Below are 13,526 nucleotides of genomic sequence, written 5' to 3' on the forward strand. Positions count from 1 at the left end.
GTCACGTGGGCCGGGCGGTAAGCCATGCCGCCCCCGATGTCACCTGCTTGCGGGGACGGAGAGGCCTCCACTATACCCACCCGCAAGTTTGCGCCCGGAAAGGGAATTGATGCTCGCCGCCATTCGCACCTTCGCGAAATCCTGGGTCGCCGCCGTGCTGATCGGCCTGCTGATCGTCAGCTTCGCCGTCTTCGGCATCAACGACGTCTTCACCGGGTCCTTCAAGGACTGGGTCATCCAGGCCGGCGGCCGAACGGTCAGCTCCGTCGAGTTCCGCCGCGAGTTCGACGCCCAGAAGCGCCGCATCGAGCAGCAGCAGGGCCAGCCGATTCCCCTCGAGCTCGCCGTCGAGCGCGGGCTCGACCGCCAGGTCCTGCAGGTGATGGCCGACCGCGAGGCCTTCGCCGCCTTCCTGCAGAAGGTCGGCCTCTATCCGTCCGACAAGCTGGTGGTCGACGAGATCGCCAAGATCCCGGCCTTCTTCGATCCCGTGTCGGGCCGCTTCGACAAGACCGCCTACCAGCGCCAGCTCGCCGAGGCGAACTTCACGACCGAACAGTTCGAGCAGATGGCGCGCGACGACATCGCCGCCCAGATGGCGCTCACTGGCGTCGTCGCCGGCGCCCGCGCGCCCCGCGCCATGTCGGCGCTCAACGCCCTCTACGGCCTGGAGAACCGCGACCTCGCCTGGTTCAGCGTCACCCCGGCCATGGTCGGTACGGTCGCCCCGCCGACCGAGGCCCAGCTCCAGGCCTTCATGAAGGAGAACGCCCAGCAGCTCACGCGCCCCGAGTTCCGCGTGCTGCAGGTGGTGCGCTTCACCCCGGACGCGGTCGGCGCCCTGCCGCCGGTCGACCCCGCCGAGCTGCAGAAGCGGTACGAGTTCCGGAAGGACACCTATTCCACGCCCGAGACCCGGACCGTCGTCCAGATCCCGGCGAAGGACCAGGCCGCCGCGCAGTCGATCGCCGGCCGCCTGCAGGCCGGCGAGGACCCGCAGGCCGTGGCCCGCGCGCTCAAGGTGGACGCCATCAGCTACGACAACCGGCCGAAGACCGCCTTCCCGGACCGCGCCATCGCCGACGCCGTCTTCCGGCTCGGCGCGGGCCAGGTCGCCCCGGTGCAGAGCGGGCTTGGCTGGCAGGTCGTGAAGGTCGTCGGCGTCACCCCCGGCCGCGAGATCACCCTGGAAGAGGCCCGCCCGGTGCTGGAAGCCGAGATCCGCAAGGACCAGGCCGCCGAGAAGGTGCTCGCCCAGACCACGGCCTACGAGGAGGCGCACACCGCCGGCGGCTCGCTCGCCGAATCCGCCGCCAAGGCCGGTGTCCCGGTCGTCACGGTCGGCCCGGTCACGCAGGGCGGCCGCGACGAGCAGAACCAGCCGGTCGCCGGCCTCACCCAGAAGCTCGTCGAAGCGGCCTTCGCCCTGCCCTCCGGCGGCGAGAGCGAGCTCGTCGAGGATGGCGAGAACAGCTACTTCGCCGTCCGCGTGGAGAGGATCGTCCCGCCGGCCCTGCCGCCGCTCGACGCCGCCCTGCGCGCCGAGCTGTCCCGCGTCTGGGTCGGCCGCGAGACCCTGAAGCGGATGGAGACCCGCGCCACGGCCCTGTCCGAGCGCGTCCGCAAGGGCGAGGCGATCGACGCCGTCGCCGGCTCGGTGGGGGCGAAGGTCGTCCGCGTCGCCGGCCTCTCGCGCCAGACCGCCGGCCAGGTCCAGACCGTCTCCCGCGACGTGCTCGGCCAGGCCTTCACCGTGAAGCCCGGCGAGACCTTCACCGCCCGCGACCTGCAGTTCGCCATGGCGGTGGGCAAGCTGGAGGCCGTCCGCCCCGGCGACCCCGCCCTCACCGCCCAGATCACCGCCTTCGGTCGCGACCAGATGAGCGCCGAGCTCTTCAAGGAGCTGGAGGAGAGCGCCCGCCTCGGCGCGCGTGCGGCGATGAAGGTCAAGGCCAACGAGGCCCGCGCCCGCGCCGCCCTCGGCCTCGAGCCGGAATCGCTGGAGGGCAAGGCCGCCGGGAAGGCCGAGAAGTGAAGCTGGAGCCCGCGTTCGACGACTTCCAGTCGACCTACGACGCGGGCGCCCCCAGCTCGTCTGGACGCGCCTGATCGACGACCTGGAGACGCCGGTCTCGGCCTATCTGAAGATCGGCCACGGCCGCCCCTACGCCTTCCTGTTCGAAAGCGTCGAGGGCGGCGCGTTCCGCGCCCGCTATTCGATCATCACGCTGAACCCCGACCTCGTCTGGCGCTGCCGGGGCGACAAGGCCGAGATCGCCGAGGGCGACGACATCGCCGCCGGCCGCTTCACCGAACAGCCCGGCGGCGCGCTCGATAGCCTGCGCGACCTCGTGGCCCGCTCGCGGATCGAGCTGCCGGCCGGCCTGCCGCCGCCGTCGGCCGGCCTGTTCGGGGCCATCGGCTACGACATGATCCGGCTCACCGAGCACCTGCCGGACGTCAATCCCGACCCGCTGGGCCTGCCGGACGGCGTCATGACCCGCCCGTCGGTCGTGGCCATCTTCGACGCCATCGCCCAGGAGATCTTGCTGGTCACCCCGGTCCGGCCGAACGGGCTCCCGGCGGCCGAGGCCTATGCGGCGGCCGAGGCGCGGCTCGCCAAGGTCCGGGCCGACAGTCAGCGCCCGACCCCGCCGCTCGCCGGCGACGGCCAGCCCGAGCCGGACCGCTTCACCTCCCCGGTCAGCCGGGAGCGCTACCGCGAGATCGTCGAGACGGCGAAGGACTACATCCGGGCCGGCGACATCTTCCAGGTGGTGCCCAGCCACCGCTTCCGCAGCCCGTTCGACCGCGATCCCTTCGCCCTCTACCGGTCGCTCCGGCGGATGAACCCCTCGCCCTTCCTGTTCTACCTGGACTTCGGCGACTTCCAGCTCGCCGGCTCCTCGCCGGAGATCCTGGTCCGGCTGCGCGACGGCAAGATCACCATCCGGCCCATCGCCGGCACCCGGCCGCGCGGCGAGACGCCCAGCGAGGACGCCGCCCTCGAACAGGACCTGATCAACGACCCGAAGGAGCGCGCCGAGCACCTGATGCTGCTCGACCTCGGCCGCAACGACGTGGGCCGGGTCGCCATGCTGAAGTCCGCCGGCGCCAACGAACCCCCGCCGAGGGCCCGCGGCCCCCGCGTGCGCGTCACCGACAGCTTCTTCGTCGAGCGCTACAGCCACGTCATGCACCTGGTCTCCAACGTCGAGGGCGACGCGCCCGAAGGCCTCGACCCGGTCGACGTGGTGATGGCCGCGCTTCCCGCCGGCACGCTCTCCGGCGCGCCCAAGGTCCGCGCCATGGAGATCATCGACGAGCTGGAGATCGAGAAGCGCGGCATCGGCTACGCCGGCGGCGTCGGCTATTTCGGCGCCGACGGCTCGGTGGACACCTGCATCGTGCTCAGGACCGCCCTCTTCAAGGACGGGACCATGTACGTCCAGGCCGGCGGCGGCGTGGTCGCCGACAGCGATCCCGACGCCGAGTACGACGAGACCCTCCACAAGGCCCGCGCGCTGCGCCGCGCCGCCGAGGAAAGCTGGCGCTTCGTCTGATCCCGGCGTCCGCCACGCTTGTCATCCCGGCTTGGGCGTCAGCCCAAGACCTGGACCCCTAATCACGGCGACGCAGGTCGAGCCCGGCCCTCTCCCTACCCTCTCCCTCTCGGGCTTCGCCCGGGGGAGAGGAGTGGAGCTGAGAGTCAAAGCCATCACCTCCTCTCCCCCGCGAAGCGGAGAGGGAGAGGGTAGGGAGAGGGCCTGCAGCCGAAAAACCTTGACTTCGCCGGCTGCATCTGTTCTTGTTTCGTTCTCATGGCCGACGACGCAGCCCAGCTTGGAGAAGACCGTCACACCGTGACGCTCCGCGCGCTCGCGGGGATGAGCCTGGAGCTCTGCCGCGACCTGCAGCACCGAGCCATGGAAGCCGAGAGCCCCGAGGACGCCGTCCGCCTCGCCACCGCCTTCCACCGGGTGAGCCGCGGCCTGCGCCAGACGCTGGCGTTGGAACTCAAGCTGGTCCGCTACAAGGACGATCTGCACTTCAAGGCTCAGGAGAAGGCCGACCTCGCCGAAGCCAAGGCGAAGGCCGAGGCCGAGACCCGTGAGATCGCCGTCGACCAGCGCCGCGACGGCGTCTGGACCCGGGTCGGCGACTGCTTCTGGACCGAGCACGAAGGCGCCGACTGGAACCTCCCCGACGACGGGATCGACAGACCCGACCGCCCGCCGCCCGAAGACCCCATGTGGGACAGGCTCGAGGCCTTCCTCGACGACGCCGAACAGCGCGACGACTTCCTCACCCGCGACTTCGACCTCCTCGTCATCGAAGCCTGCGACGCCATCGGCGCCGACCCCACCCTCATCTACGACATCCGCGGCCGCGAACGGGCCGAGCCCGAGCCCGAAACCGCCGACTCCAGCTAACCCCCCTCCGCTCATCCCGGCGAAAGCCGGGATCCAAGCCGAGGCCGCAGCCGCGCTGCGCGCGGAAGACGAACCACAGAACCACACAGAAGGCGGGCCACGGGATGGCCAGGCGCCTCCATCACCATGCGCGCCTTCCAGGCGCGCGAGTCACGCCCGCCATCTCCCCGACCTCAACCTGTTCAGCCCCTACTGTGTGGTTCTGTGTGGTTCTGTGGTTCCAAACCCGGACCGCACCCGCGCCCGCCGGCCAGCACCCGCGAGATCCGTGGTTCCAAACCCACCCTCAGCCTGGATCCCGGCTTTCGCCGGGATGAGCGGAGAAGGAGCGGATCAAGGTCGTGGCTTTCGCGCCCTTCGTGGGTCCAGACCCGGACCGGCAAGGCGCCCAGCGCCCTACTCCACGGTCTCCACCACGTGCTGGGTCACGACCGGCGGCGCCAGGATCATCGCCGTCGCGAAGCCCAGCGCGGTCGCCGCGGCCAGCGCCGCCGCCGCCACCACGGGCCACAGCCGCTCCCGCCGCGCCGGTCCGGCGACCAGCCTGCGCGCGCGCTCGACAGCCTCGGTATCCAGGGCGGACATGGATGGAGGATCGCCGGAGTCGTCCCCATCTCCAATTGGCCCATCTCCAATTGGCCCATCTCCAATCCACCCATCGCCAATCGGCGCGCTTGGCGGACCGCCCCTCTGCCCCTAGAGAGAACCCATGATCCTGGTGATCGATAACTACGACAGCTTCACCTACAACCTCGTCCACTACCTGAACGAGCTGGGGGCGGAGACCGTCGTCCACCGCAACGACGCGGTGAGCGTGGCCGAGGCGCTCGGGCTGAAGCCCCAGGGCGTGCTGCTGTCGCCCGGCCCCTGCACCCCCAACGAGGCCGGCATCTGCCTCGACCTTCTGGCCGCCGCCCCCGACGACCTGCCGATCTTCGGCGTCTGCCTGGGCCACCAGTCGATCGGCCAGGCGTTCGGCGGCGAGGTGGTCCGCGCCAAGGCCCTGATGCACGGCAAGACCAGCCAGATCCATCACGAGGGCAAGGGCGTATTCAAGGGCCTGAAGGCCCCCTTCACCGCCACCCGCTACCACTCGCTCGCCGTCGAGCAGCAGGTGCTGCCGGACGTGCTGGAGGTCACCGCCTGGACCGAGGACGGCGAGATCATGGGCGTCCAGCACAAGACGCGGCCGATCCACGGGGTGCAGTTCCACCCGGAGTCCATCGCCACCGAATGCGGCCACGAGCTGCTCGGCAACTTCCTCGACATCGCCGGCGTGAAGCGCCTGGCCACCGCCTGACCCGGGACCCATGTCCGACCTCTTCAAGCCGCTCCTGCAGCGCCTGGCCGACGGCGCGACCCTTTCGGAGGAGGACGCCGACGAGTTCTTCGCCGCCTGCCTGCGCGGCGAGCCGACGCCCGCGCAGGTCGGCGCGGCGCTGACCGCCATGCGCATGCGCGGCGAGACCATGGGCGAGATCACCGCCTGCGCGCGGGCCATGCGCCGCGCCGCCATCCACATCGAGCCGGGCTTCCCGACCATCGACGTCTGCGGCACCGGCGGCGACGGCCTGCACACGCTCAACATCTCCACCGCCGCGGCCTTCGTGGCGGCCGGCGGCGGCCTGAAGGTCGCCAAGCACGGCAATCGCGCCCTGTCCTCGAAGTCCGGGGGCGCCGACGTGCTCTCCGAGCTGGGCGTCAACCTCGCCGCCCCGCCCGAGACCCATCTGAAGGCGCTGGAGGAGGCGAACATCTGCTTCCTGTTCGCCCCGGCCCACCACGGCGCCATGCGCCACGTGTCGCCGATCCGCACCGAGCTCGGCTTCCGGACCATCTTCAACCTGCTGGGCCCGCTGACCAATCCGGCCGGCGCGAAGCGCCAGGTGGTCGGCGTCTTCGCCGAACGCTGGGTCTCGCCGCTCGCCCAGGTGCTGGGCGCGCTGGGCGCCGAGCGCGCCTGGGTGGTCCACGGCGGCGGCATGGACGAGATGACGACCACCGGCGAGACCAGCGTGGCGGAGTTCCGCAACGGCCAGGTCCGGCTCTTCACCATCACGCCTGAGGCCGTCGGCCTGCCGCGCGCGGCGCTGGCCGACCTCACGGGCGGCACGCCGGCCGAGAACGCCAAGGCGCTCCGCGGCCTGCTCGAAGGCGAGAAGGGTCCCTATCGCGACGTGGTGGCGCTGAACGCCGCCGCCGCCTTCCTGGTGGACGAGAAGGTCGAGACCCTGCGCGAAGGCGTGGAGATGGCCGCCCGGGTGATCGACGAGGGCAAGGCGCTGGCCGCCCTCGACCGCCTGGCGGATATCACCAAGACCTACGCATGAGCGACATCCTCGACCGGATCGCCGCCTACAAGCGTGACGAGGTCGCCGCCCGCAAGGCCGGGCGCACCCAGGGCATGGTCGAGGCCGCGGCCCGCGCCGCGCCCGCCCCGCGCGGCTTCAAGGCCGCCCTGGAGCGCGCCCACGGCCCCGGCCGCCTCGCCCTGATCGCCGAGATCAAGAAGGCCTCGCCCTCCAAGGGCCTGATCCGCGAGGACTTCGACCCGCCGGCGCTCGCCCGCGCCTATGAGGCCGGCGGCGCGGCCTGCCTCTCCGTGCTCACCGACACGCCCAGCTTCCAGGGCGCCGACGCCTACCTGACCGCCGCCCACCAGGCGACGGGTCTGCCCTGCCTGCGCAAGGAGTTCCTGGTCGACCCCTGGCAGGTGGCCGAGGCCCGGGCGCTCTCGGCCGACGCCATCCTGGTGATCCTGGCCATGGTCGACGACACGCTCGCCGCCGAGCTGGTGGCCGAGGCCCGCCGCCTGGGCATGGACGCGCTCGTCGAGGTCCACGACGAGGCCGAGATGGACCGCGCCGGGGCGCTCGGCGCCGACCTCGTGGGCGTCAACAACCGCGACCTCCGCACCTTTACCGTCGACCTCGCGATCACCGAGCGTCTCGCCGCCCGCGCGCCCACGGACGCCCTGCTCGTCACCGAGAGCGGCATCTTCACGGCCGAGGACGCCGCCCGCCTGGAACGCTCGGGCGCGAAGGCCATGCTGGTCGGGGAGAGCCTGATGCGCCAGGCCGACGTCGCCGCCGCGACTCGCGCCCTGCTCGGCTGAGTCGCCGCCGCGCCCTCCGAAATTTGATCAGCGGTTTCAATGGCCTCGTCGGTAACTTGACATTAACGAGGAACACCTAGAGAACATCGACAAGGTTTTCGATTTGTTCCTCAGGGACTAGCGCCATGCTCACCCGTAAGCAGCACGAACTGCTCATGTTCATCCACGAACGGATCAAGGAGACCGGCGTGTCTCCCTCCTTCGACGAGATGAAGGAGGCGCTGGATCTGGCCTCGAAGTCCGGCATCCACCGCCTGATCACCGCCCTGGAGGAGCGCGGCTTCCTGCGCCGCCTGCCCCACCGGGCCCGCGCCCTGGAGGTCGTGAAGCTGCCGCAGCAGGCCACCGCCGCCGCCCCGCCCAAGGGCCGCGCGCCCTTCAAGCCCCAGCTCGTCGAAGCCGGTCAGGCCGGCGGCCTGCCGGTGGCCAACGACTCCCGGGACCTGCCGATCCTCGGCAAGATCGCCGCCGGCACCCCCCATCGAGGCGATCCAGCAGGAGCGCGACCGCCTCCCCGTCCCCGAGGCGATCCTCGGCGCCGGCGAGCACTTCGTCCTGGAGATCTCCGGCGACTCGATGATCAACGCCGGCATCCTCGACGGCGACTTCGTGGTCATCCGCCGCACCGACAGCGCCCAGTCGGGCGACATCGTCGTGGCCCTGGTCAACGGCGAGGAAGCCACGCTGAAGCGCATCCGCAAGAAGGGCGCGTCCATCGCCCTGGAGGCCGCCAACCCGGCCTACGAGACCCGCATCTTCGGCCCCGACCAGGTCGCCGTGCAGGGCCGCCTCGTTGGCCTGATCCGCCGCTACCACTAGGCCGATCCCGCCCCTCTCTCAGGCCCGCCAGCGCCATGGGAGAGGCCGGGAGAGGACGGCGCAGGCGAACAGCCCCGCCCTCCCCTTGAACCCCCCTCGCACGCAGCCAAATCCGTTGCGACCAGGTCTGTCGCAGGGCCGTGGTCCCCTGGTCCGATGTCCAGAGGCGACACCGCCGGCCCAGGCCCCCTGTCAGCGACGACGCGGATCCGGCCCCCAGGTCCAGGGGCGATGGCCGCGCAGGTCCTGCGCCCAGGTCACCCGCCACGTCCCGTCCGCCTGACGGTGCAGTTCGGCCGAGCCGCCCTTGCGGAAGTCGACGCCTGTCAGGACCACTCGCGCCCGGCAGCTCGCCGGGCGTTCGTCGTTGCGGATCACCACCACCTCGGCTGCGGCGCACATCGCCTCGGTCCGGCCGGGCTTCAGCGGCCGCTTCAGGTTCCACGCCTCCGCCAGCTTCACCGGCGCCTTCGCCTTAGGCAGGCAGCTCCAGCGGTCGCAGTCGTAGCCCTGGTCCGCGGCCTGCGGCGTCAGTCCACGCCGCCGCGCCCAGAGCTCGGCGCCGAACAGCTTCACGTCCGGCCGGAGCAGGAGCGCCGCCTTTTCGGACCTCACCGCGGCGGTCGCCCCGTCGGCGCTGACCCAGGCGTCCGGAACCGGCGGTCGGGGCGCGAGCAGCACGGCGAAGGCGAACGGCAGCCCGATCCACCGCAGCGGCCCCTTCCAGAGGCAGAGCCACAGGATGCCGAGGAACGCCACCGCCAGGGTCCAGGCCGGTCCGCTCGGCACGACCACCTGCGCCATGGGCGCGGCGGCCGCGATCGCGGCCACCCGGTTCATGGCCTCGATGCCGAGCCCCGCGGCCGCCAGCGGCGCGTCGCCCAGGCCGAAGGGCGTCAGCGCCGCGCCGACGGCGAGCCCCGGCATCATCAGGAAGGACGAGATCGGCGCGACCACCAGATTGGCCGCCAGGCCCCAGGTCGAGACCCGGTTGAAGTGCTGCATGGCGAAGGGTCCGGTGGCCAGGCCCGCCACGAAGCTCGCGGCGATGCTGATGGCGATCCACGCGCCGGCCGCCTGCAGCGTCCGGATCGGCCACGGGACCTCGATCTCCCGGATCGGCCTGGGCCACCGCTCGGCGAGGGCCACCAGCGCCGCGGTGGCAGCAAACGACATCTGGAAGCCGGGTTCGGTCACCGCCTCCGGCTGCAGCAGCAGCACGGCCATCGCTGCGAGCGCCAGGGCGTGCAGGCTGATCGCCTGACGGTCGACGAGGATGGCCCCGAACGCCACGGCCGCGGTCACGGCGGCCCGCTCGGCCGGCGGCGGCGCGCCGGAGAGCACGAGGTAGCCGCCGACGGCGGCCAATCCGACGAGGGCGGCCACCTTCTTCCCGTGGATCCGCAGCGCCAGCCAGGGCCAGGCGGCGATGCCGAGCCGGGCCGCGGCGAACGCGAACCCGCCGACGATCGCCATGTGCAGGCCGGAGATCGAGATGATGTGCGCCAGGCCCGCGGCCCGCAGGTTCTCCTCCTGCTCGCGCGGGATGAACGCCTCGTGGCCGGTGGTCATGGCCGCCGCGAGCCCGCCGGTGGCCGGCCCCAGCTCGTCGACGATCCGCCGCGACAGCTCCCAGCGCACGGCGTTGATGCGCATCTGCCAGCGCAGCCGCCACGGCGGCTCGGCGAGCGGCTCCCAGGTCACCGGCGGGCTGAGCGCGAAACCCACGCCGCCGACGCTCTCGAAGAAGGCGTCGCGGGCGAAGTCGTAGGCCCCAGGCGCGGCCGGCGGGGGCGGCGCGTTGACGATGGCCAGCAGGCGCACCGGCGATCCCGGCGCCGGCACGGGGGCGCCCGGGCGCAGCGTCACCCGGATGCGGATCGGCGTCGCCGCCGGGCCCCAGTCGCCGATCCGGGCCGGCGCGATCAGCAGCCGCTGGCCGCCCTCGCCCGGGCTCGCCACGTCCACGACCCAGCCCTCGATCCGCTGCGGCTCGCCGCCGGCCGGCGCGACGGGCGCCCAGACGCGCTCGGTCCGCACCTTGGCCAGGCCGAAGCCGCCGATGGCGCAGGCGGAGAGCACCAGGACCGCCGTGAGGATGCGAACGCTAGAGCGCGCCGCGCCGGCCAGCAGCAGCCCCGCAATCGCCAGGCAGGCCCAGGCGACCGTCGCCATCGGCTCCCTCGGCAGGCTGAAGTAGAGCGCCGCGCCGAGGCCGAAGGCGACCGGCGTCCAGAGCGTCCAGCGATCTGCCTGGGCTCCGACTTGCGCCTTGAGCCACCCGAGCGCCGCAGCAAGGCTAGGAGCCCGGCGGAATCCGCGTGCTAAGAGGCGCCGCCCAGGCGCCCGGCGCCCCCCTTCCCCAGCTTCACGAAAATCGATGTCCGACCGACCCGTCGTCACCCGTATCGCCCCGTCCCCCCACCGGCATGATGCACATTGGCACGGCCCGGACGGCGCTTTTCAACTGGCTTTACGCCCGCCACACCGGCGGCAAGTTCCTGCTGCGCATCGAGGACACCGACCGCGAGCGCTCCACGGCCGAGGCTGTGCAGGTGATCTTCGATGGCCTGAAGTGGCTGGGCCTGGAGGCCGACGAGGCCCCGGTGTTCCAGGCGGGCCGCGCCGACCGCCATCGCGCCGCCGTGGACCAGATGCTCGCCCGCGGCTCGGCGTACCGGGACTACATGACGCCCGAGGAGCTGGAGGCCGAGCGCGAGCTCGCCCGCGCCGAGGGCCGCGTCATCCGCTCGCCCTGGCGCGACCTTTCGCCGAACGACGCGCCGGACCGCCCCTTCGTCGTGCGCCTGAAGGCGCCGCTCGACGGCGAGACGGTGATCGACGACCAGGTGAAGGGCGAGGTCCGCTTCCAGAACCAGAACCTCGACGACCTGATCCTGCTGCGGACGGATGGGACGCCGACCTACAACCTGGCCGTCGTGGTGGACGACCACGAGATGGGCGTGACCCACGTCATTCGCGGGGACGACCACCTGAACAACGCCGCCCGCCAGACGCTGATCTACCAGGGCCTCGGCTGGGCGGCGCCCGTCTGGGCCCACCTGCCGCTGATCCACGGCCCCGACGGCGCCAAGCTCTCCAAGCGCCACGGCGCCCAGGCGGTCAGCGAGTTCGACGCCATGGGCTACCTGCCCGAGGCGATGCGCAACTACCTGGCCAAGCTCGGCTGGGGTCATGGCGACGACGAGATCTTCTCCGACGAACAGGCGATCGCCTGGTTCGACATCAAGGACGTGGTTTCCGCCCCGGCCCGGCTCGACTGGGACAAGCTGAACCACCTCAACAACCACTACATCCGCCTGGCCGAGCCCGCCCGCCTGGCCGGCCTCGTCGTCGACATCCACAAGAGCCGCGACCTGAAGGTCCGCGAAGCCGCCCTGCCCGTCCTCGAACGGACGATCCCGCTGGTCCGCGACGGCGCCAAGACCATGCTGGAGCTGGCCGACGCCACAGTCTTCGTGCTGAAGCACCGGCCCCTGGAGCTGCCGGAGAAGGTCCAGGGCCTGCTCACCGAGGAGACCCGCGGCCGCCTTTCGCGCCTGCGAGATCGCCTGGCGGACGAGGCCGACTGGGCCGTCCCGGCGCTCGAGCAGTCCATCCGCGGCTTCGCCGAGGCCGAAGGGGTGGGTATTGGAAAGTTCGGTCCGGCGCTGCGGGGCGTCCTCTCGGGCGGCTCACCCGCGCCGGACCTCGCCGGAACGCTGGTATCGCTCGGAAAAGACGAAAGTCTTGGCCGGCTTAACGATGCGCTTTCCGACGGCGCGTAAAACGCTATAAGGCCGCTCGAACGAGCGTTTTATCCCGCATTGCGAAAGGGGTCCGCATGGGCGACACGGCGAAGATCGGCATCGGCGGCAAGACCGTCGAGCTTCCGGTCCTTAAGGGGACCACCGGGCCCGACGTCGTAGACATCCGCAAGCTCTACGCCGAGACCGACACCTTCACCTACGACCCCGGATTCACGTCGACGGCGTCCTGCGAGAGCAAGATCACCTTCATCGACGGCGACGCGGGCATCCTGCTGCACCGCGGCTACCCGATCGACCAGCTGGCCGAGAAGTCCAGCTTCCTCGAGGTCTGCTACCTGCTGCTGCATGGCGAGCTGCCGACGGCCGCCGAGTACGCGACCTTCGACCACAACATCACCTACCACACGATGCTGCACGAGCAGTTCGACCGGTTCTTCATGGGCTTCCGGCGCGATGCGCACCCCATGGCGATCATGGTCAGCGCCGTCGGCGCCCTGTCGGCCTTCTACCACGACAGCACCAACATCGATGATCCCGAACAGCGGATGATCTCCGCGCACCGGATGATCGCCAAAATCCCGACGATCGCGGCCCGCGCCTACAAATATTCGCTGGGCCAGCCGTTCGTGCATCCGCGCAACGACCTCTCGTACGCCGAGAACTTCCTGAAGATGTGCTTCTCGGTGCCGGCCGAGGACTGGAAGCCGAACCCGGTGCTGACCCGCGCCATGGATCGGATCTTCATCCTCCACGCCGACCACGAGCAGAACGCGTCGACCTCGACCGTCCGCCTCGCCGGCTCCTCGGGCGCCAATCCGTTCGCCTGCATCGCCGCCGGCATCGCCTGCCTCTGGGGCCCCAGCCACGGCGGGGCGAACGAGGAGGCGCTGAACATGCTGAAGGAGATCGGCACGGTCGACCGCATCCCGGAATACGTCCAGGGCGTGAAGGACCGGCGCTATCGCCTGATGGGCTTCGGCCACCGGGTCTACAAGAACTATGACCCGCGCGCGAAGGTCATGCAGACCACCTGCCACGAGGTCCTGGCGGAAGTCGGCCACTCGGACGACCCGCTGCTGAAGGTGGCCATGGAGCTCGAGAAGATCGCGCTCAACGACCCCTATTTCGTCGAGCGGAAGCTCTATCCGAACGTCGACTTCTACTCGGGCATCACGCTCCGCGCCCTCGGCTTCCCGCCGGAGATGTTCACCGTGCTGTTCGCCCTGGCGCGGACCGTCGGCTGGATCGCCCAGTGGAAGGAGATGATCGAGGACCCGTCGCAGAAGATCGGCCGCCCGCGCCAGCTCTACACCGGCGCGCCGCAACGCGATTACGTGGCGGTCGAGAAGCGCGGCTAAGCCCGCGCAGGTTGCAACGACTGAAAAGTCG

Annotated in this window: 8 protein-coding genes and 3 pseudogenes; 9 read left to right on the top strand and 2 right to left on the bottom strand. The window is 71.1% G+C overall.

Translation table 11 applies throughout. From position 1 onward, the window contains the following. Window positions 1-109 precede the first annotated feature (109 nt). From LRS04_RS21125 to LRS04_RS21135, 3 genes and pseudogenes are all read left to right on the top strand, one after another. Window positions 110-2,035, top strand: a complete 1,926-nt coding sequence (locus LRS04_RS21125) for a peptidylprolyl isomerase (RefSeq protein ID WP_257818065.1) — start codon at window positions 110-112, stop codon at window positions 2,033-2,035. Beyond that, window positions 2,032-3,563, top strand: a pseudogene (gene trpE, locus LRS04_RS21130) (anthranilate synthase component I). Before LRS04_RS21125 ends, trpE begins: the two are co-directional and overlap by 4 nt. Before the next feature lie 258 nt (window positions 3,564-3,821). Then, a complete protein-coding gene (locus LRS04_RS21135; RefSeq protein ID WP_257818066.1) occupies window positions 3,822-4,433 on the top strand; it encodes a hypothetical protein in 612 nt (203 codons plus the stop codon). Between the two features lie 396 nt (window positions 4,434-4,829). Here LRS04_RS21135 and LRS04_RS21140 read toward each other — a convergent pair whose 3' ends face one another. Further along, window positions 4,830-5,018, bottom strand: coding sequence for a hypothetical protein (locus LRS04_RS21140; RefSeq protein WP_257818067.1), 189 nt, complete (start codon window positions 5,016-5,018; stop codon window positions 4,830-4,832). 124 nt (window positions 5,019-5,142) lie between these two features. Here LRS04_RS21140 and LRS04_RS21145 point away from each other — a divergent pair, with 124 nt between their 5' ends. From LRS04_RS21145 to lexA, 4 genes and pseudogenes are all read left to right on the top strand, one after another. Next, window positions 5,143-5,733: an aminodeoxychorismate/anthranilate synthase component II gene (locus tag LRS04_RS21145; RefSeq protein WP_257818068.1), complete on the top strand. Its 591-nt coding sequence runs from the start codon at window positions 5,143-5,145 to the stop codon at window positions 5,731-5,733. Window positions 5,734-5,743: 10 nt separating this feature from the next. Beyond that, window positions 5,744-6,763 carry an anthranilate phosphoribosyltransferase gene (gene trpD / locus LRS04_RS21150; protein WP_257818069.1) on the top strand — a complete coding sequence of 340 codons (1,020 nt, stop codon included), beginning with the start codon at window positions 5,744-5,746 and terminating at the stop codon, window positions 6,761-6,763. Next, entirely contained in the window at window positions 6,760-7,548 is a 789-nt protein-coding gene (gene trpC / locus LRS04_RS21155; RefSeq protein WP_257818071.1) for an indole-3-glycerol phosphate synthase TrpC, read from the top strand. The genes trpD and trpC overlap by 4 nt, the downstream gene beginning before the upstream one ends. 125 nt (window positions 7,549-7,673) lie before the next feature. Then, window positions 7,674-8,367: pseudogene (gene lexA / locus LRS04_RS21160) on the top strand (transcriptional repressor LexA). 192 nt (window positions 8,368-8,559) lie between these two features. Here the strand turns inward: lexA and LRS04_RS21165 are convergent. Continuing rightward, a complete protein-coding gene (locus LRS04_RS21165) occupies window positions 8,560-10,542 on the bottom strand; it encodes a ComEC/Rec2 family competence protein (protein WP_257818072.1) in 1,983 nt (660 codons plus the stop codon). Window positions 10,543-10,747: 205 nt separating this feature from the next. Here LRS04_RS21165 and gltX point away from each other — a divergent pair. Together gltX and gltA are read left to right on the top strand one after the other, a co-directional pair. Next, a pseudogene (gltX, locus tag LRS04_RS21170) lies at window positions 10,748-12,155 on the top strand (glutamate--tRNA ligase). A gap of 56 nt (window positions 12,156-12,211) precedes the next feature. Beyond that, on the top strand, window positions 12,212-13,495 hold the full coding sequence (gltA, locus tag LRS04_RS21175) for a citrate synthase (RefSeq protein ID WP_257818075.1): 1,284 nt from the start codon (window positions 12,212-12,214) through the stop codon (window positions 13,493-13,495). Window positions 13,496-13,526 lie beyond the last annotated feature (31 nt).

This window comes from Phenylobacterium sp. J367 (assembly GCF_024699985.1).
GTDB lineage: Bacteria > Pseudomonadota > Alphaproteobacteria > Caulobacterales > Caulobacteraceae > Phenylobacterium.